The 19,189-nt window shown below is 64.4% G+C and carries 15 protein-coding genes and 1 riboswitch; of the genes, 4 read left to right on the top strand and 11 right to left on the bottom strand.

All coding sequences use genetic code 11. The features are described from left to right. Positions 1 to 3: 3 nt before the first annotated feature. The 11 genes from thiS to EJ070_RS22190 form a co-directional block, all read right to left on the bottom strand. Entirely contained in the window at positions 4 to 201 is a 198-nt protein-coding gene (gene thiS / locus EJ070_RS22245; RefSeq protein WP_041003173.1) for a sulfur carrier protein ThiS, read from the bottom strand. After that, positions 170 to 1,192, bottom strand: coding sequence for a glycine oxidase ThiO (gene thiO / locus EJ070_RS22240; protein WP_126093273.1), 1,023 nt, complete (start codon positions 1,190 to 1,192; stop codon positions 170 to 172). The genes thiS and thiO overlap by 32 nt, the downstream gene beginning before the upstream one ends. Before the next feature lie 3 nt (positions 1,193 to 1,195). Beyond that, positions 1,196 to 3,040, bottom strand: coding sequence for a phosphomethylpyrimidine synthase ThiC (gene thiC / locus EJ070_RS22235; protein WP_126093272.1), 1,845 nt, complete (start codon positions 3,038 to 3,040; stop codon positions 1,196 to 1,198). A 103-nt stretch (positions 3,041 to 3,143) separates the two neighbouring features. Continuing rightward, a riboswitch (TPP riboswitch) is annotated at positions 3,144 to 3,260 on the bottom strand. 149 nt (positions 3,261 to 3,409) lie between these two features. Continuing rightward, positions 3,410 to 4,642, bottom strand: coding sequence for a hypothetical protein (locus EJ070_RS22230; protein ID WP_126093271.1), 1,233 nt, complete (start codon positions 4,640 to 4,642; stop codon positions 3,410 to 3,412). 8 nt (positions 4,643 to 4,650) lie between these two features. Then, the gene (locus tag EJ070_RS22225) at positions 4,651 to 6,123 is read right to left on the bottom strand and encodes an aspartate aminotransferase family protein (RefSeq protein ID WP_126093270.1); all 1,473 of its coding nucleotides are present in this window, start codon (positions 6,121 to 6,123) and stop codon (positions 4,651 to 4,653) included. 24 nt (positions 6,124 to 6,147) lie between these two features. Beyond that, positions 6,148 to 7,155 carry an NAD(P)-dependent oxidoreductase gene (locus EJ070_RS22220; protein ID WP_126093269.1) on the bottom strand — a complete coding sequence of 336 codons (1,008 nt, stop codon included), beginning with the start codon at positions 7,153 to 7,155 and terminating at the stop codon, positions 6,148 to 6,150. Further along, a complete protein-coding gene (locus EJ070_RS22215) occupies positions 7,152 to 7,601 on the bottom strand; it encodes an EamA family transporter (protein ID WP_126093268.1) in 450 nt (149 codons plus the stop codon). The genes EJ070_RS22220 and EJ070_RS22215 overlap by 4 nt, the downstream gene beginning before the upstream one ends. A 122-nt stretch (positions 7,602 to 7,723) precedes the next feature. Continuing rightward, entirely contained in the window at positions 7,724 to 9,076 is a 1,353-nt protein-coding gene (locus EJ070_RS22210; protein WP_126093267.1) for an FAD-binding oxidoreductase, read from the bottom strand. 2 nt (positions 9,077 to 9,078) lie between these two features. Next, positions 9,079 to 10,518 carry a UbiA family prenyltransferase gene (locus EJ070_RS22205; protein WP_126093266.1) on the bottom strand — a complete coding sequence of 480 codons (1,440 nt, stop codon included), beginning with the start codon at positions 10,516 to 10,518 and terminating at the stop codon, positions 9,079 to 9,081. 198 nt (positions 10,519 to 10,716) lie between these two features. Continuing rightward, positions 10,717 to 10,980 carry a hypothetical protein gene (locus EJ070_RS22200; RefSeq protein ID WP_126093265.1) on the bottom strand — a complete coding sequence of 88 codons (264 nt, stop codon included), beginning with the start codon at positions 10,978 to 10,980 and terminating at the stop codon, positions 10,717 to 10,719. Positions 10,981 to 11,342: 362 nt separating this feature from the next. Beyond that, positions 11,343 to 13,829: a mechanosensitive ion channel family protein gene (locus EJ070_RS22190; protein WP_126093263.1), complete on the bottom strand. Its 2,487-nt coding sequence runs from the start codon at positions 13,827 to 13,829 to the stop codon at positions 11,343 to 11,345. 205 nt (positions 13,830 to 14,034) lie between these two features. Here EJ070_RS22190 and EJ070_RS22185 point away from each other — a divergent pair, with 205 nt between their 5' ends. The 4 genes from EJ070_RS22185 to EJ070_RS22170 are packed head-to-tail and all read left to right on the top strand — an operon-like array spanning position 14,035 to position 19,171. Beyond that, positions 14,035 to 15,294, top strand: a complete 1,260-nt coding sequence (locus EJ070_RS22185; RefSeq protein WP_126093262.1) for a sarcosine oxidase subunit beta — start codon at positions 14,035 to 14,037, stop codon at positions 15,292 to 15,294. Positions 15,295 to 15,307: 13 nt separating this feature from the next. Next, positions 15,308 to 15,601 carry a sarcosine oxidase subunit delta gene (locus EJ070_RS22180; protein ID WP_126093261.1) on the top strand — a complete coding sequence of 98 codons (294 nt, stop codon included), beginning with the start codon at positions 15,308 to 15,310 and terminating at the stop codon, positions 15,599 to 15,601. Further along, on the top strand, positions 15,598 to 18,591 hold the full coding sequence (locus EJ070_RS22175; RefSeq protein WP_126093260.1) for a sarcosine oxidase subunit alpha: 2,994 nt from the start codon (positions 15,598 to 15,600) through the stop codon (positions 18,589 to 18,591). Before EJ070_RS22180 ends, EJ070_RS22175 begins: the two co-directional genes overlap by 4 nt. After that, the gene (locus tag EJ070_RS22170; protein WP_126093259.1) at positions 18,584 to 19,171 is read left to right on the top strand and encodes a sarcosine oxidase subunit gamma; all 588 of its coding nucleotides are present in this window, start codon (positions 18,584 to 18,586) and stop codon (positions 19,169 to 19,171) included. Before EJ070_RS22175 ends, EJ070_RS22170 begins: the two co-directional genes overlap by 8 nt. Positions 19,172 to 19,189: the final 18 nt, after the last annotated feature.

Raw genomic sequence — 19,189 nt, 5'->3', positions numbered from 1 at the left:
CGGCTAGCCTCCCTGCATGGGTGACAGGATTTCGATCCGGTCGCCCTCGCTCAACCGGAATTCCGCCCGTCCGGCCGCGGGAACAACATCGCCGTTCAGCGCGGTGGCGAGCCAGCCGCCCTCATAGTCAAGCTCCTTCAAAAGGGCGTCGAGCGTTGTCGCCTCGACCTCAAGCGCTTCGCCATTGACGATCAGCTTCATTTTCAGACTCCAGGCCGGCAGATGAATTGTCGGCAGATGAATTGAAGAGAAGGCCGGCAGCCTGCTCGGCCATGGCCGGTGAGAGCAGGAAACCGTGCCGGTAGAGACCGTTGATCGTGATCGCGCCGTCCTTCCGACGCTTCACCCGCGGCAGATTGTCGGGATAGGCAGGGCGTACACCCACTCCTGTCTCGACGATTTCGGCCTCACCGAACGCCGGATGGAGTGCGTAGGCAGCATTGAGAAGCTCCATCAGCGAACGGGCGGTGATCGGCCCGTCATGGTCGCTTTCGATCATGGTCGCGCCGACCATGAAGTGATGATCGGCCCGCGGCACGACGTAGATCGGATGACGCGGATGGAGCAGACGCACCGGCCGGGCGAGCGAGACCTCACGCGTGTGGAGGAGCAGCATTTCGCCGCGCACGCCGCGCAAGTCGTCGTCGGCTCGCGCGATGCCCGTGCAGTCGATCACCTGATCGAAGTCGGAAAGGGCAACCTCGCCCGCCTCGAAAAGGAAGACGACGCCCATGGCGCGCAGTTTGCCGGCGAGGGCTTCGAGAACCCGACGGGGATCGAGATGGGCTTCGCCGGCAAAGAACAGGCCCTGGCGGAAGCGACCGGCAAGATCGGGTTCGAGGGCGGCAATCGCCTTTTCGTCGAGCGGCTCACAATTGCGCGTGCGAGCCGAAAAACGGGCAAGCTCGAAGGCGTCGCGCGCGTGAGCGACGACGAGAGTGCCGGCCCTTGTCACGAGCCCGGGCAGCGTCCTTTCCCACCAGTCGGCCGAAACCTTGCCGAGCGTGACAACCGCCTCCTCGGCGCTTTCGCGTTCGCACCAGGGGGCGAGCATGCCGCCAGCGAGCCAGGAGGCGTTGCCGCCTATCTGGCTGCGAATTTCAGCAACCGTGACCGACGCACCCCGCGCGGCCAATTCGTGGGCGACGGTGAGGCCTGCCACACCGGCGCCTTTGACAAGGACGCGGCGCATGGCTCAGTGCGTCTCCCGATCTTTCTGCGCCAAAGCCTGATTTTCCGCCTCGGGCGGTTCGACCGGCATATAGAGATCGCCGCCTGCGCGATATTTCTCCGCCATCGCCGCCATCCCCTCCTTCTGCGCTTCCGCGCGAATGTCGTGGGAGATGCGCATGGAGCAGAATTTCGGCCCGCACATGGAGCAGAAATGCGCCAGCTTGTGCGCTTCCTTGGGCAAGGTCTCGTCGTGCATCGAGCGCGCGGTTTCGGGATCGAGCGACAGGTTGAACTGGTCTTCCCAGCGGAACTCGAACCGTGCCCGCGAAAGCGCGTCGTCGCGGATCTTCGCCGCGGGATGCCCCTTGGCAAGATCCGCGGCGTGCGCGGCTATCTTGTAAGTGATCACGCCGGTCTTGACGTCGTTGCGATCCGGCAGGCCGAGATGTTCCTTCGGCGTCACATAGCAGAGCATGGCCGTGCCGAACCAGCCGATCATGGCGGCACCGATGCCGGAGGTGATGTGGTCGTAGCCCGGCGCTATGTCCGTCGTCAGCGGCCCGAGAGTGTAGAACGGCGCCTCGCCGCAGACGGCAAGTTGCTTGTCCATGTTCTGCTTGATCTTGTGCATGGGAACATGGCCGGGGCCTTCGATCATCACCTGGCAGTCTTTCGCCCAGGCGATCTTCGTCAATTCGCCAAGCGTCTCCAGCTCGGCGAATTGGGCTTGGTCATTGGCATCGGCGATCGAGCCGGGGCGAAGGCCGTCGCCGAGCGAGAAGGAGACGTCATAGGCTCTGGCGATGTCGCAGATCTCCTCGAAATGCTCATAGAGGAAGCTTTCGCGATGATGGTGAAGGCACCATTTCGCCATGATCGAGCCGCCCCTGCTGACAATACCGGTAACCCGGCCGACGGTGAGCGGGATGTAGTGCAGCCGCACGCCGGCATGAATGGTGAAGTAGTCGACGCCCTGCTCGGCCTGCTCGATCAGCGTGTCGCGATAGACTTCCCAACTCAGATCCTCGGCGATGCCGCCCACCTTCTCCAGCGCCTGGTAGAGCGGCACCGTGCCGATCGGCACCGGCGAATTGCGCACGATCCATTCGCGGATGTTGTGGATGTTGCGGCCGGTCGACAGGTCCATGACCGTGTCGGCGCCCCAGCGGATCGCCCAGACCATCTTTTCGACCTCCTCGGCCATCGACGAGGTGACTGCGGAATTGCCGATATTGGCGTTGATCTTCACCAGGAAATTGCGGCCGATGATCATCGGCTCGCTCTCGGGATGGTTGATGTTGGCGGGGATGATGGCGCGGCCCCGCGCCACCTCGTCGCGCACGAATTCCGGCGTGACGAAATCCGGTATCGACGCGCCGAACGCTTCCCCATCCTGTTGCAGCTTGCCCCGCAGCATCTCGCGGCCAAGGTTCTCGCGGATGGCCACAAATTCCATCTCGGGCGTGACGATCCCGGCGCGCGCATAGGCGAGCTGCGTCACCGCCTTGCCGGCCCTTGCCCTCAGCGGACGATTGCGGACGGGAAATTCCGGCGTCAGGCGCTCTCCTGTCGCAAATCCGTTGTCCTCCGGCCTGACATGGCGGCCGTCATAGGACTCGACATCGCCGCGTGCCACGATCCAGTCCTCCCGAAGCCTGGCAAGACCCTTTTCGATGTCCGTTTCAATCGCCGGGTCGGTATAGGGGCCGGACGGATCGTAGACGGTCACTGGCGCCTCGCCGGCGGTCGGGTGAACGGCGATCTCGCGCATCGGCACCCTGATCTGCGGATGGAGGACGCCGGACTTGTGGATCTTCCGCGACGCCGGCAGCGGCCCGGTCGATACGGTCGGGGTCAAGGCATTCATTTGAGGCTCCTTTGCTCGTTGCATTGGAGACCCAGTTCTGTGCCGGAAGGATGTAAAGCCGCCTTGGTCAACCTGTGCGAACAGGTCTTCGGGCATGAACTCCCGCAAAGCGCTTGCACCGTCCCTACGCCAGTATGAACTGGATCAGGTTCAACGGGTCACTGCGCCGCAGAAGCCAGCAGTATCTCAGCCCCTTGCCGGGACTCCCCTGGTGAATGGCCTAGGTTGAACGGGCCGGCGCCATCTTGTCAAGCGTGGTTGGCCGGCAATCGCGAGTCATTGCCGTCGTGGACGCAAGGTTGGAGATCGTGCGGCCCGCCGGCAAGCCGTGCGAATGAAGCACGCGCGCAAGGCTCGAAACCGGATTCATCAATTGTCTTCGGGAACGACTTCCAGCGCCGCGCGACCGCCCCGACTGGCCGATGCCCACAGTGCCATCAGCGGCGCGGCCAGCAGCAGGAAGGGCGGCAGAAGATTGGGGAAATAGATGCGCGTATCGTGGATCGGGAAGACCGCGAACTTGGCGAGCACGCCGAGCACGAGCGCCGCAAGCAGGATGCCGGCGCGCCGGTCGAGCCGGAAGCCGGCGCGGTCGAGCCCGTACCAGCCGGCTAAAGCCAGCACCGAGACGCCGACCCAGTTGTTGACGTTGATGGCGCGCACCACCGAGGCGGCGAAGGCCCTGAGATAGGCCGCCGCCGAGAATGGCGGTTCGAAACCGTCCATATTGTAGTGCTGCTCGATGCTGGAGAACCACAGATGCGGCCACCAGCCGGGGTGCTGGGCCCAGTGCGAGATGGCGAAATAGGCGACGAAAGAGACAGCGAAACCAGCCAGCGCCCCCCACGCCTTCTGCCGGAATGCGACAAGCAGCACGGCGAAGATGGCGAGGAAGACGATGTTGTCCGGCCGCGCCATGAAGGCGAGGAAAAGCAGAATCGCCGTCGCCGCCTCGCGCTTGCGCACATAGGCGAACAGCCCGCCGAGGAACAGCGCCGAGCAGAGAAGGTCAGGCGTCGAAGCCCGCGCGGCGTCGCCGAAATCGGACATGATCAGGACGGCGCCGACGACGGGCGCCAGCGCCAGCGCGCCTTCCGCGCGCAGCCAGGTGAGCGTGATCGCGCCGAACAGCAGCACCGAGAACACCTGCACCAGCCGCATCGCCTCGACCGGCGACACGACATGGCTGAGGCTGGACAGGATCTCGGCGTAGAGGAACTTGATCCGGTACATGCCGAGCAGCGAATGGAAGTCGGCGGCATTCTCCGTCATGTGGCTGCGAAAGCCGCCGCCATCATCGGTCAGCGTCTTGTAGTCGCCGGCCGACACGCCGGCTTTCACCGTGCTGTAGGCATAGTCGTGCAGCGCCTGCGGATCGGGATAGGCGTCTTCCTCGGCGATCGCCAGATAGGGCAGCATGTCCCAATTGGCGTCGGGCATGAACCAGGCCGTGAAAGCGGTGAGCAGGATATAGAGCGAGAAGGTCGCCGCGCCGATCGGCGCGGCCCATCTTGCATAGGCTCCCTCGCCCCAGGCAAGACCGGCGCCGGTCAGCCGGTCGAGCGGATTGGCGGGAGCGACGGGTGATGGCCTGGTCAGCATCGTCTGTCTCAGAGGACCTGGCTTTTGACGAAGTCCTTCACGATCGCCACGATGCCGCGCGACAGGAGGTTGTCGAAGGCATCGACGAAGCGGTCGACATGCTCGCGCTGGCAGATCAGCGGCGGCTCAAGCCGGATGACGTTGCGATTGTACTCGGTGAAGGCGACGAGCACGTCATAGTCGCGCAGGAGCAGCGAGCCGACGAAGCCCGACAGCGAGCCCTTCAGCTTGTCGTCGAGCACGCTCACCACCGGACGCAGCATCATCGGCAGGGTCTGCGAGAAATCGTGGAACTCGAGTCCGACCATAAGACCCTTGCCGCGCACGTCCTTGATGATCTTTGGATATTTCTCCTTCAGCGCCTGCAGCCGCTGCAGAAGGTAATCGCCGGTCGAGGCGGCGTTGTCGATGAGGCCCTCGTCATAGAGGACGTTCAGCGCCTCGATCGCGGTGACGCAAGCCTCGCCCATGCCGCCGAAGGTCGCCATGGCATGGATCATCGCCGTCTTCGGCGTGCCATAGGCCTTCATGTAGACGTCCCGCTTGGCGATCATGGCGCCGACCGCCGCCTTGCCGCCGCCGAGCGATTTCGCCAGCGCAGTCACGTCCGGCACGACGCCGTAATGCTCGAAGGCATAGAAGCGGCCGCTGCGGCCATAGCCGCACTGCACCTCGTCGGCGACCCACAGCACGCCATGCTGGTCGCAAAGCGCGCGCAGCTTCTGCCAATATTGCGCCTCTGCCTGGATGATGCCGCCGCCGCCCTGGATGGTTTCCAGCACGATGACGCCGATCCCGGGATCGCTTTTGAACAGGCGCTCGACCGCGTCGATGTCGGCGAAGGGAACACGCACGACATTGTCGGCCACCTTGAAGTCTGCACGGTAGAGCTGACCGTCGGTGATCGCCAGCACGCCCTTGGTCTTGCCGTGGAAAGAATTCTCGGCATAGACGACCTTCGGCCGCTTAGGCCCCGCGGCGCGCTCGGCGAGCTTCACCGCCGCTTCCATCGCCTCCGAGCCGGACGAGCCCAGGAACACCATGTCGAGCTCGCCGGGCGAGCACTTGGCGATGTTGTGCGCGAGCGCTGCCGCATATTGCGACATGAAGGCGATGGCGATCTCCTGGCGCTTCTCCTCCTGGAATTTGCGACGGGCTTCCAGGATGCGCGGATGGTTGTGGCCGAAGGCCAGCGAGCCGAAGCCGCCGAAGAAGTCGAGGATCTTGCGGCCGTTCTGGTCGATGTAGAACATGCCTTCAGCGCGCTCGATCTTGACCTTATGGAAGCCGAGCAGCTTCATGAAATGCAGCTGGCCCGGGTTGAGGTGCGCCTTGAACAGGTCCGTGATGCGGGCGACGTCCATCGCCTTGGCCTGCTCGACGCTGATCAGATCCGGCTTGGCGATGGTCGAGGGCGACAGCGCCGGCGCTTCGACCAGCGCGCGTGTCCCCGTGTGTTCCGGCTTGGCCATGACGGTCATCTCGAAAATCTCCCCTTCGCCGTCTTATTCGGCAGGAACGTGTTCGGTGGCGACGGCGTGGCCGTCCTTTTTGGCGCGATATTCGCTGTAGGCGGCGATCAGCATGTCCTCGTCGCGGTATTGCGGCACCCAGCCGAGCTGACGCTCGGCCTTGGACACGTCGAGCACGCATTCCTCGTCGGCGATCAGATACTGTTCCGGATCCATGATCGGCATGTTCATGAGATCGAGCAGGTCGAGCGTGCGCTTGACCGCCCAGCCCGGCGTCGGCAGCAGAATCGACTTGGAGCCGGCATGGCGGATCAGGTCGCCGAGCAGCTTCCTGACCGGCGGCGGATTGAGCGAGCCGAGATTGTAGGCCTCGTTCGGCACGCCGGCTTTCCAGGCCGCGCGGGCGGCTTCTGCGCAATCGAACACCGAGATGAACTGGTAAGGGTTCCGGCCCGAACCGATCATCGGCACGGGAAAATTCCAGTCGACCAGCTTGAAGAGCTTTTCCAGGATGCCGAGACGCCCAGGGCCGATGATCAGCCGCGGCCGGAACAGCGAGATCGACATGCCGCGCTTGCGCCATTCGGCGGCGAGCTCCTCGGTCTTGAGCTTCGACAGCCCATATTCGCCAAGCGGCGCGACCGGATGATCCTCCGTCATCGGCAGCACCACCGTGTGGCCGTAGATCATGTCGGTCGTGTAGTGGACCAGCTTCGAGGCGCCGGCCTTGTCCATCGCCTGGATGATGTGCTCGGTGCCGTGGAAATTCACTGGGAAGAAGAAGTCGTGCCGCTTGGCGCGCACCTGGATCGGCGACAGCATCTTGGCCGACAAATTGTAGACCATGTCGTCGGCCCTGAGGCCCAGTGCCGCGACCGATGCCGGATCGGTCACATCGCAGGTGATGAAGCGCACCGAACGATAGTGCGGCAGGTCGCTCTTGACGATGTCGGCGACGACGACGTTCTCGCCGTCCGCGGCAAGCTTGGGAGCAAGATGACGGCCGACGAAGCCGTCGCCGCCAAAAATCACATGTCTCATCGAACGATCTCGTTTGTGCCGATCTTGTCGGGGGTGATGGAAGCGGCCTGGTCCTCATGCCCGCGACCGCCCAGATCGCGACCACTTTGAGCGATCAAGATTGTGCCGACGCAGATGCAGGCGATGCCGGCGATGCGCCAGCCATTGAGGTCCTCGCGGAACACGAAATAGGCAAAGACGGCGACCGCGACATAGGCGAGGCTGAGGAACGGATAGGCGAAGCTGAGCTCGACCTTCGACAGCACGTAAAGGTGCGAGGCCATCGAGATGACGAAAGTGCAGAGGCCGAGGAAGACCCACGGGCTGAACACGACCTGCAGCAGCTTGACGAGCGGATTGGCGCCGTCGAACGAAATCGGCCCCAGCGACATCATGCCCTGCTTCAGCATCAGCTGCGCAGCGGCATTGGTCATGACGGTAAAAAGAATAAAGACGATGTATTTCATTGTTGCCACCCCGCCCTGAGCGGTCCTACTGCAAACCTGCAAATATTTGGTGAAATCACATGTCTATTTTGAGTAAACCTCGATCTTAACGCTTCATTTACCAAGATCTACTCAAATTCGATCTATTCCGCAGCTTCCGCGGCACCTCGTCGAGCATCCAGTTTTTTTGCTGTCCGCGCCCAGAAACCCGATAGGAAAGCGGGATCGCGAAGCGCCTCCAGCCGCTGCCATTGCGGGAAGGACGCAGCGAAGGTTTCGGGCTCCATGCGCGCATCCTTGTAGGGATTGACGGCGCCGCCGGCCTCGACCGTGATGCGGTCGAGTTCGGCGAGCAGCCGCAGCGTCTTTTCACCCCTGTTGGGGAAATCGAGCGTCAGCGTGTAGCCCGGCCGGGGAAACGACAGCAGCGCCGGCGAACGGACGTCACCAAACCGCTTCAGCACCGTCAGGAAGGAGCCTTGCCCGGCCCGCCGCGCCGCCTCGAGCAGGGCCGGCACGGCGCGCCGGGCGACGACCTCCGGCACCACGCTCTGGTGCTGGAAAAGCCCCCGCGGTCCATACAGGCGGTTCCAGTCGCGAACCCCGTCGAGCGGAAAGAAGAAGCCCTGGTAGCCCGCCTGGCGCGCATCGGACGAACAGCCTTTCTTCCACCGATAGGCAGCGTTGAAGGCGGTCAGGAACGGCCGGTTGAGCACGTTGAAGGGCGGCCGCACGGGCACCGAAAGCCGGCTGCCCGCCAGCGCCGCGGCATGCGATCCATGTTCGGCATGGTTGCCGGTCAACAGCAGCCCGCGTCCCCGCCCGTGGCCGCCGGCAAGCTGATCGATCCAGGCAACGGCATATTCGTTGGCGCGGTCGGCCGCATCGGCAAGATCGAAGAATTCGCCGAGGTCGCGAAACCGGGTCACCTTCTCGACGATGTCGAGCGACGGCACGCGCATCAGCCGGATCGAGGCCGACAGGATCAATCCGGTCAAGCCCATGCCGCCGATCGTCGCCATGAACAGATGGGCATTGTCGGTGTCGGAGCAGCGATAGGTCCGGCCGTCGGACCGCAGCAAGGTGAACGATTCGACATGGCAGCCGAACGTGCCGCGCCGGTGGTGGTTCTTGCCGTGGACATCGTTGGCGATGGCGCCGCCGATCGTCACGAACTGCGTGCCTGGAACCACGGCCGGAAAGAAGCCGTAGGGCGCGGCATGCGCGATGATGTCGCAAAGCAGCACACCGGCATCGGCCTCGATCACGCCGGTCTCGGCGTTGAAAGAACGGATACGGTCCAGCGGCCGCATGTCGACGACCATGCCGGCGTCGTTCTGGCAGCTGTCGCCATAGGAGCGGCCATTGCCGTAGCCGATGAGCGAGCCGGGCTTTGCCGCGCCGCTCTTCAACAGCGCAACGGCTTCGTCGGCCGGCATCGCCCGGCGCGCCGGCGGCGTCGTCAGCCCAAAGCTGCCGAAGCGTTCGCCACCCATCCTCACCAGCCCCAGCCTCCGACCATCAGAAGCGCCGCGCCGATGGCAACGACGATCTGGCTGCGCCAGTCGCTGATGATGAAGACGACCGGGTCGTCATGCATCTCGTCGCGGCGCGCGAGGATCCAGACGCGCATGGTGAGGTAGAGCACGATCGGCGCGAGCGGCCAGACCAGCCAGGGATGCGGATAGAGCTCGCGCACCGAGACGCTGTCCATATAGAGCGCCAGCACCAGCGCCGAGGAGAAGGCCGAGGCCATGCCCGCCTGGGCGACGATCTCCTGGTCCTCGGTGCGGTAACCGCGGCCGGCGATCCGCTCGCCGGCGGGGATGGCGGTCGTGCGCAATTCGACGAAGCGCTTCACCAGCGCCAGCGACAGGAAGAAGAAGATCGAAAAGGCGAGCAGCCAGAAGGAAACGTCGACGCCGGTAGCGGCCGCGCCCGCCAAAACGCGGATCGTGTAGAGGCCGGCGAGCGTCAGGACATCGACCAGCAGCATGCGCTTGAACGACAGCGAATAGGCCGTGGTGACCAAGATGTAGCCGCCGAGCACGCCGAGGAACTCGATCGGCAGCAGGCAGCCGGCGGCGATGCCGATCGCTAGCAGCGCAATGATGGCGCCGAGGCCGAACGGGATCGACAGCGCGCCGCTGGCGAATGGCCGGTTGCGCTTGGTCGGATGCTTGCGGTCGAGCGCAAGGTCGAAGAAGTCGTTGACGATGTAGATGGCGGACGCCACGGCGCTGAACGAAACAAATGCCAGGAGGCACTCCCAGATCATGCCGAAGTTGAAATACTCATGCGACAGCACCATCGGCACCGCGATCAGCGAATTCTTCAGCCACTGATGGACCCTCAGCATCTTGACGTAGGTCTTCAGCGTCCGCTTCGGCGCCGGCATGGTCTCCGCGCCGTGCGCCGCCTGCCAGCGCTGGGCGCTGCGGTCCGGCGCCACGACGATCACGTTGCGGGCGGCGTCGAACACCTTGAGATCGTGGTGGCTGTTGCCGGCATAGTCGAAGCCGGCATCGCCATAGGCGGCGGCCAGCGACGCCCGCTTCCTGCCCGACGTCAAATTGTGCGGCCCGTCCGTCGCCAGCACGCGATCGAAGATGCCGAGATGGGCGGCGATCGCCTCGGCGAACTTGCGCGGCGTGCCGGTCGCCAGCACGATCTTGCGGCCTTCCTCGTGTTCGGCCCGAAGACGTGCCAGCAATTCAGCCCGGTAGGGCAGCGAAGCCGGATCGATGTCGATGCGCTTGGCTATTTCCTGCTTGACCCGCGCGGGCCCGCCAGCCAGCCAGAGCGGCACCAGAAAGAGATAGAGCGGGTTCTTCTTGAGGAGGATGAACAGGCCTTCCCACAGAAGGTCCGTTGCAATCAGCGTGCCATCGAGATCGACCGCAAGCGGGATTGCGTTCCTGTCCGACCGCGCGTCCATTGTCCTGCCCTGCTAACCCCGCGCCGCGTGTCGGCGTCCTTGCAGCGGATATAACGGGAGATGGCGGAGCGAACGTTAAAACGCCCGGTTGCAACGCGCTGGACGAACAGTATTTCCGGCGTCATCGTTAAGCAGCGGCTACCGGAAACGATAAAAGGCCGGACGTCCGTCCGGCCTTTGCCGATCATGTTGCAGGTTTTACTTGATACGGGCAACGCCGCCCGAGATCTCGACGGTTTCGGAACCGGTCAGCGCTTCGAGGTCGCCATTGGGCAGGGTGACGAAGCAGCCATTCGGGCAGAACTCCACCGTCTCGCCGGCGGCCAGCGCCAGCTCGGTCTTGCCGCCGCCTTCGGTGACGATCAACGTCCGCGTTTGAGCGTCCTTGTTGACCGCGCTGGCGGCAAAAGCCGAACCGCCCATAGCCAGGAAAGCGATAGCGGTAACGACAGACTTCCACATTGCAATTTCCGGTGTTTCCACACCGCCTCTGTTGCACTTCGCAAGGCATTCTCGCCCTTTGCGTGAGAGCTTATATGAGATGCAAGCTGAACCGCAACTGAATGCCGCATTCATGCCACAATTGGTTTTGGCAGCCGGATGCAGCGCCCCCGAAGGTGTATCGAGATTCGGGGGCAGGCCGTGTCGAAAATGGTGGTTTCCGAGAACCGGCCTACGCCGGCCGTAGCCTTCATAGAGCGGAGACCCTTATGAGGGCTTCGGCCGGCGAAGGCCGGAGCGGAGCGTACTTGAAAGTACGTGAGCACCGGAAGCGCAGGTAAGCACCATTTGCAGGCCGGTCTCACCCCGAATCTCGATGCACCCTAGCCCGGATCGGGCTTGCGCCCTTTGCGCTTCATCTTGGCGAGCCGTGCCTGCTCGGCCGCTGCTTCCGCCTCCAGTCGCTCGCGCTCGGCAAATTCCACCTCGATCTTGTCGTCGTCGATCGGCCAGGACTCCTGCTTCTTGGTCTCGACCACGGCGCGCGGCGTCGACGGGATCTCGATATGCTCGTCCTCGAAGATATCGAGGATCGCGAAGCGGATGTCGTTCTGGACGATGCTGCCGTTCATCACGTCGGCCACGAACACCCGGATTTCGAACTCGAGTGCGGCCGCCCCAAAATTGCCGAAGAGCACGAAGGGCTCCGGATTCTTGAGCACCATGGGATGTCCGCGCGCGATATCGAGCAGAAGCGCGTGGACGCGCTTGACGTCGCTGCCATAGGCGACGCCGACCTTGATATCGACGCGGCCGAGCTTGTTGCGATGCGTCCAGTTGCCGACGGCATTGTTGATGAGGTTGGAGTTGGGCAGAATCACCGACTGCCGCTGGAACGTCTCGATCTCGGTGGCACGCACGCTGATCTTCCTGACCGTGCCGCTGATGTCGCCGGCAACGATCCAGTCGCCCACCTTGAACGGACGTTCGGCAAGCAGGATCAGGCCGGAGACGAAATTCGAGACCACGTTCTGCAGGCCGAAGCCGATACCGAGAGAGAGCGCACCGGCGACCAGCGCCAGATTGGAAAGATCGATGCCCGCCGCCGATATGCCGACGAGCCCCGCGAGCGCGACGCCGGCATAGCCCACGGCCAGCCGGATCGAGTTGCGCACCCCGGTGTCGACCTTGCCGCGCGCCATGACCGACCCGTCGAGCCAGCCCTGGAACCAGCGCGTCAGGAAATAGCCGATGGCGAAGACTACGATGCCGGTGAGGATGCCCAGCACCGAGATGGTGACGGAACCGATCGTGACGCCCGTGGCCAGCTTGTAGGCCCAAGCCTCGATATCGCCGGGCTGGAAGCCCCACATCAAAAGGATCAGCGGCAGGAACACCAGCACGATCATCAGGTTGATGGCGATGCTGACCACCAGGCCGAGTTGGTCGAGCGCGGTGTCCTCATAGCTGGAATTGGCCAACAGCCAGCGCCCGACCGAAGTGTCGGCGAAGCCGCCCTCCTCGCCGATCGCCCGCGCCGACAGGAAGCCGATATAGGCGGTGACCAGAGTGGTGCCGGTGACCACGACCTGCACCGACACGAAAAGCGCAAGGCCGATATAGCCGAGCAGCGCCGCCGCGATGGTGGACAGGCCGAGCCCGATGGCAACGAAGCGAAGCCATGCCGGCCACGGCCGCCGCGAACCGTCTTCTGCCCTGAAAGGCCTCAGCGATCCCATCAGGATCAGGATGACGCCGACGATAATGGTGGCGACGAAGCTTCGAGCAATCGTCAGCGAGAGCGGCGAGCCCATCTTTTCGTTGACGACCGACAGGAAGTAATTGAAGCCAAGAACCACGGCCATGGCGGTGGCCAGCCGCACCAGCCAGCGCGCCGGACCGGTTGCGACTGGAATCAGCCGCCAGTTCGGCAGTCGCGGCTCCAGTGCCGCGTTGGTCAGCCGGTTGACGCAAAACACCATCGCGACCACGGCCAGCAACGCATTGAGGAATGTGCCGATGTCGCCGCGCAGCACGTTATAATAGTTGAAGAAGAACACCGCCGAGGCGAAGAACACGGCGAGCGCCGCTGTCGGCAGCAGCGTCGACCAGAACGCCACGGACAGCCGGCTGAGGTATGAAGGGTCCTCCACGGATGGATTGGGCTCGAAAACGCGGCCGAACAGCCGCCGGCCGCCGATGAGGAGGACTGCCGCCAGCGCCAGCGCCATCAGCGTCGCGGCAAGAATCGCCTGGAATTTGAACTTGAGCGCGAAGGTCAGCCAGGACGCCACGGCCTTGTAGAGGCCGGTGAACTGGTCATGCGCGTCGGAAAAGCCCTGCGGGCTCAGCGCATCGGTCAATTCGTAGCGTTTCGTCAGAACGCTGCGGAAAAGCTCGCTGCGCATGGTGGCGATCCTGTCGACCAGGCCGCTGACGCGGATCGAAAGGTTCTGCGCGCTGGCGACCACAGCATTGATCTCGGCCTTCTCTGCCGTAAGGGCAGCGCGTTCGTTGGCGACGATCGCGGGCTCTTGCTGTCCCTGAGCCGGCGCCGGCCCCAGAACCTCGATACGATTGTTGATGTCGTTGAGGCGCGAACGAAACGCCAGCGCGCTGTTCAGCGCCGCGCGCGATATATCCTCGAGCTGCAGGCGGATATCGACGAGGCCGGCATCGTCTTCGCCAGGATCGCCTATCTTCTTCTCCAAACCGTCGGCCTTGGCCGTCAGGTCCTGGATGGTCTTGGTCTGGTCGGCGATGAGCTGAGCCGAGCCATGGCCGATTGCCTGCGCCAACGCATCGAGCGACGGCTGCGCCGCGACGGCGACCATGGCGACCAGGATCAGGCGTAGCAGTCGGAAGATCATGACGTGACAGGCGACTCGCGACCGAAAAATCCCCTAAAATCCCGCCCTTGATAAAGACCGGTATATCTGGCGGCAAGCCGTCTCCATCAGTGCCCGACGACGCGGATCGGAGTCGGCCTGTCGAAAAGCGATGGCGCAATCTTGGCTTTGCGCTTCCCGCCTGCTCTATAGTCTGCCGCCTCGCACCAAAAGGACGATAGGAAGAATGGCGGAATACTCAGCCTTTTCGCTGCTCAAGAACGCGCTGACCGGCAACAAGGACTGGAAGCCGGCCTGGCGCAAGCCGGCCCCCAAGGCGTCCTATGACGTGATCGTCATCGGCGGCGGCGGCCACGGCCTTTCAACAGCCTATTATCTTGCCAAGGAACACGGCATCACCAATGTCGCGGTGCTGGAAAAGGGCTGGCTGGGCTCCGGCAATGTCGGCCGCAACACCACCGCGGTGCGCTCCAACTATCTCTTGCCGCAGAACACCCGCTTCTACGAACATTCGATGAAGCTGTGGGAGAACCTGTCGCACGACCTCAACTACAACGTCATGTTCTCGCAGCGCGGCTGCCTCAACCTCGCGCATACGCCGGCCCAGCTCGACGACTACGCCCGGCGCGGCAATGCCATGCGCCATCTCGGCGTCGACGCGGAGCTGATGAGCATCGACCAGATCAAGCGGCTTGTCCCGGCGCTGGACGTCTCGGGTTCGGCGCGCTTCCCCGTGCTTGGCGGACTGATGCAGCCGCGTGCCGGCACCGCCCGCCACGACGCTGTCGCCTGGGGCTATGCGCGCGGCGCCGACCGGCGCGGCGTCGACATCATCGAGAATTGCGAGGTCACCGGCTTCCTGCGCGACGGCGACCGCGTCACCGGCGTGACGACCACGCGCGGCGAGGTCCGCGCCAGGAAGGTGGCGCTTGCGGTTGCCGGCAGCACCGGCAGCGTCATGCGGCTTGCCGGCATTTCGCATATGCCGATCGAAAGCCACGTTCTGCAGGCCTTCGTCTCGGAATCGCTGAAGCCGGTCGTCGACACCGTTCTCACCTTCGGCATGGGCCACTTCTACATCTCGCAGTCCGACAAGGGCGGCCTCGTCTATGGCGGCGACCTCGACGGCTACAACAGCTATGCCCAGCGCGGCAGCCTGCCGATCGTCGACGAGGTGATGAGCGAGATGCTGGCGCTGTTCCCGGGCCTGGCGCGGGTGCGCATGCTGCGCTCCTGGGGCGGGCTTTGCGACATGACGATGGACGGCTCGCCGATCATCACCACCGGCCCGCTGCCCGGCATGTATCTCAATTGCGGCTGGTGCTATGGCGGCTTCAAGGCAACGCCCGCGTCAGGCTGGTGCTTCGCCTGGACTATCGCCAAGGACGAGCCGCACGAGTTCAACGCGCCCTTCACGCTGGACCGTTTCTATCGAGGCCTCATCATCGACGACAAAGGCCAGGGTGCGAACCCCCGGTTGCATTAGGGTTTGAAACAGAATGCTGATCACTTGTCCCTATTGCGGCCCGCGCGATGTCATCGAGTTCACCTACCAGGGCGACGGCAACCGTGAGCGGCCGCAGCCGGCCTCGCAGGATCTCGACGCCTGGAACGCCTATGTCTACGACCGGCTGAACCCGGCCGGCGACCACAATGAGATCTGGCAGCATTCGGGCGGCTGCCGCGCGCATCTGCGCGTCGTGCGCAACACCGTAACCCATGAAATCCTGAGCACGGCCTTTGCTCGCGGCGGACACAAATCCGCGGGCCACAGGACGGAGGGCAAGCCGTGAGCTCCCGCCGTACCGAGACCGGCGGCCGCATCGACCGGCTGCGCACCATCCGTTTCACCTTCGACGGCGCGCCCTATACAGGCCATGCCGGCGACACACTCGCCTCGGCGCTGCTCGCCAGCGGCGTCACGCTGTTCGGCCGCTCGTTCAAATACCACCGTCCGCGCGGCCTGCTCGCCGCCGGCGTCGAGGAGCCTAACGCCCTGGTGACGGTGCTGCGCGGCGATGTGCGCGAGCCTAATGTCCCGGCCACCATGGTCGAGATCTATGACGGGCTCGTCGCCGTCAGCCAGAACCGCTCTCCCTCGCTCGCCTGGGACATCAGCGCCATCAACCAGCTCGGCGGCAAGATCCTGTCGGCCGGCTTCTATTACAAAACCTTCATGGGGCCGGTGATCGGTCCGCTGAAGGGCACACGCTTCTGGATGTTCTGCGAGCATTTCATCCGCCGCGCCGCCGGCCTCGGCAGAGCGGGTGTCGCCCCCGACACCTCGCGCTACGAGCGCATGAACGCCTTCTGCGACGTGCTGGTCGTGGGTTCCGGCCCAGCCGGCCTGATGGCGGCGAAGGCCGCGGCAGACCAGGGCGCCCGCGTGATCCTGGCCGACCTCGAGGCACGCTTCGGCGGCTCGGCCAACTGGTCGGGCGAGACGATCGACGGCGCGCCGGCTGCCGAGTGGGCGGGGCGCATCGTCGGCCAGCTCGAAGGCAATGACAATGTCCGCCTCCTGCCGCGCACGACGGTCTGGGGCTATTACGACGGCAACACGCTGGCCGCGCTCGAACGGGTGACCGACCATAAGGAGGTTCCGGCCAAGGGCGAGCCGCGCCAGCGCTATTGGGCGATCCGCGCCAGGACGGTGGTTCTCGCCACCGGATCGTTCGAGCGTCCGCTGGTGTTTCCGGGCAACGACCGTCCGGGCGTCATGCTGGCGCACGCGGCCGAACGCTACGCCAATGAATATGGCGTGCTGCCCGGCGCGCGGATCGCTGTGTTCACCAACAACGACAGCGCCTATCGCTCGGCCGTTGCGCTGAAGAAGGCCGGCGCCGCTGTCGTCGCCATCGTCGATGTCCGAAGGGACGTGTCGAGCGAGATGAGCAGGCTGGCGAGCGAGGCAGAGGCTGAGTTGCTCGCCGGCCATGCCGTTGTTGCGACCGAAGGCGGCAAGGCGCTCACCGGCCTCAAGGTGCAGCGCTTCGACCTGACCAACGGGGCGCTCAGCGGCGACGAACGCAGCATCCATGCCGACTGCTTGGCTATGTCGGGCGGCTGGTCGCCGACCATCCATCTCGCCAGCCAGGCCGGCGCGAAAGCCGAATGGGATCCAGGCAGGCAGGCCTTCCTGCCGCCGCAGCCGACGCAACGCTGGATCGGCGCCGGCGCTTTCACCGGTAGTTTCTCGACCGCGGAAGCCATTGCCGAGGGCCGCGCGGCTGGCCTTCAGGCCGCAGGCGGAAGCGCATCCCCAGCGCCTCTGCCAGTCGTCGAGGCAGCTCCCGGCGACCCCGATCCGGCGCCGGTCTTCGAGATCAAGGCCAAGGGCAAGAGCTTCGTCGACTTCCAGCACGACGTGACCGCCGAGGACGTGCGGCTCGCGCATCGCGAGGGCTTCGTCTCGGTCGAGCATCTGAAGCGCTACACCACGCTCGGCATGGCGACCGACCAGGGCAAGAGCTCCAACGTGCCGGGCCTCGCCATCATGGCCGAAGCGCTCGGCAAGCCGATCCCGGAAGTCGGCACGACGCGCTTCCGGCCACCCTATACGGCGGTATCGATCGGCTCACTGGCGGCCGAGCGCTTCGGCGACTTGAAGCCCGAGCGGCTGACGCCGATGCATGACTGGCACATCGACAACGGCGCGACCATGTATTCGGCCGGCCTTTGGTATCGCCCGATGATCTACGGCCTCGCCGGCGAAACGGTCGAGCAGGCCTATGTGCGCGAGGCCAGGGCGACGCGCGAGAGCGCCGGTATCGTCGACGTCTCGACGCTCGGCAAGATCGCCGTTCAGGGCCCGGATGCGGCGGAATTCCTCGACCGCGTCTACACCAACATGTTTTCGACGCTCGCGGTCGGCAAGGCCCGCTACGGCCTGATGCTGCGCGAGGATGGGCTCGCCTTCGACGACGGCACCACGTGGCGGCTCGGCGAGCAGGAATTCCTGATGACTACCACCACCGCCAATGCCGGCAAGGTGATGCAGCATCTGGAATATTTCCTCGACGTCATCTGGCCGGAGCTGAAGGTCACCGTCACTTCGGTCACCGACGAATGGGCGGGTGCCGCGATCGGCGGTCCGAAGGCCCGAGCCATCCTTGCCGCCTGCGTTACCGGCACCGCCGTCGACAACGCGACGCTTCCCTTCATGGGCATCGTCCGTGGTGAGATCGCCGGCGTGCCGGTGATGATCTGCCGCCTTTCCTTCTCCGGCGAGATGGCTTTCGAGGTCTATTCCGGCGCCGGCTACGGCACGCGCGTCTGGGAGGCTCTGATCGAGGCCGGCAAGCCGTTCGGCCTGGTCACCTACGGGCTCGAGGCGCTGGGCACGATGCGCATCGAGAAGGGCCACGTCACCGGCGCGGAGATCGACGGCCGCACCACTGCGCGCGACCTCCATCTCGACTGGATGCTGTCGAAAAAGAAGCCCTTCATCGGCTCGGCCATGATGGACCGCGAAGGCCTGATCTCGCCGGAGCGGCTACAGCTTGTCGGCCTGATCTCGCTCGACAACCGCCCGTTCAACGGCGGCGCGCATATCGTCGAGGAATTGGACGAAGAGAACCCGCACGATTCGATCGGCCATATCACGGCCTGCTGCTATTCGCCGGCGCTCGGCAAATACATCGCGCTGGCGCTGGTGAAGGATGGCAAGGCGCGCCACGGTACGCGCGCCTTCGTCTCCGACCCGCTTCGCAGCCGGTTTGGACCGATCGAGATCGTTTCCAATCATTTCTACGATCCGGACGGGAGCCGCATGCATGGTTGAGCGCCAATCGCCGCTTGAGCCGGCCTATCACCCGGGCTCACATGGCAATTTCGAGCATGGCGTCGACGTCATCCTGTCCGAGACGCGACCAGGCTCGATCCTGCAGCTCGCGGCCTGGCCGGGTGAAGAGAAGCGGCTGATGTCCGGCATATACAAGGTTACAGGCCTTGCTCTGCCGGATGGCGCCGGGGGCGGCGTCACCAACGGCATGAAGTCGGCATTCGGCTTCGCACCGGGCAAATTCACCGTGGTCGACGAAACCGAGGGCTTGGCTTCCGCGTTCACGGGCGTGATCACTCCCTCCATCGGCACGCTTACCGACCTCTCGCATGGCCGCACCGCGATCCGTATCGCCGGGCCGAAAGCGGAGTGGGTGATGGCGAAATTCTTCGCCATCGACTTCGCCTTGCCAGCCTTTCCGCTGGGTGCCGGCCGCTCGACCAATCATCACGACGTCTTCGCACAGATCCAGCGCAGCGGCGCCGACCAGTTCGACATCTATGTGTTCCGTTCCTTCGCGCGCTCGTTCTGGAAGGCCTTGTGCCACGCCAGCGAGGAAGTCGGCTACGAGGTGCACTAACAGGTAAGGCTTCGGTCC

Source organism: Mesorhizobium sp. M1E.F.Ca.ET.045.02.1.1 (assembly GCF_003952485.1).
Lineage (GTDB): Bacteria > Pseudomonadota > Alphaproteobacteria > Rhizobiales > Rhizobiaceae > Mesorhizobium.
Note: the sequence above shows the minus strand (reverse complement) of the source record. Positions and strands in the feature narration are given on the sequence as shown.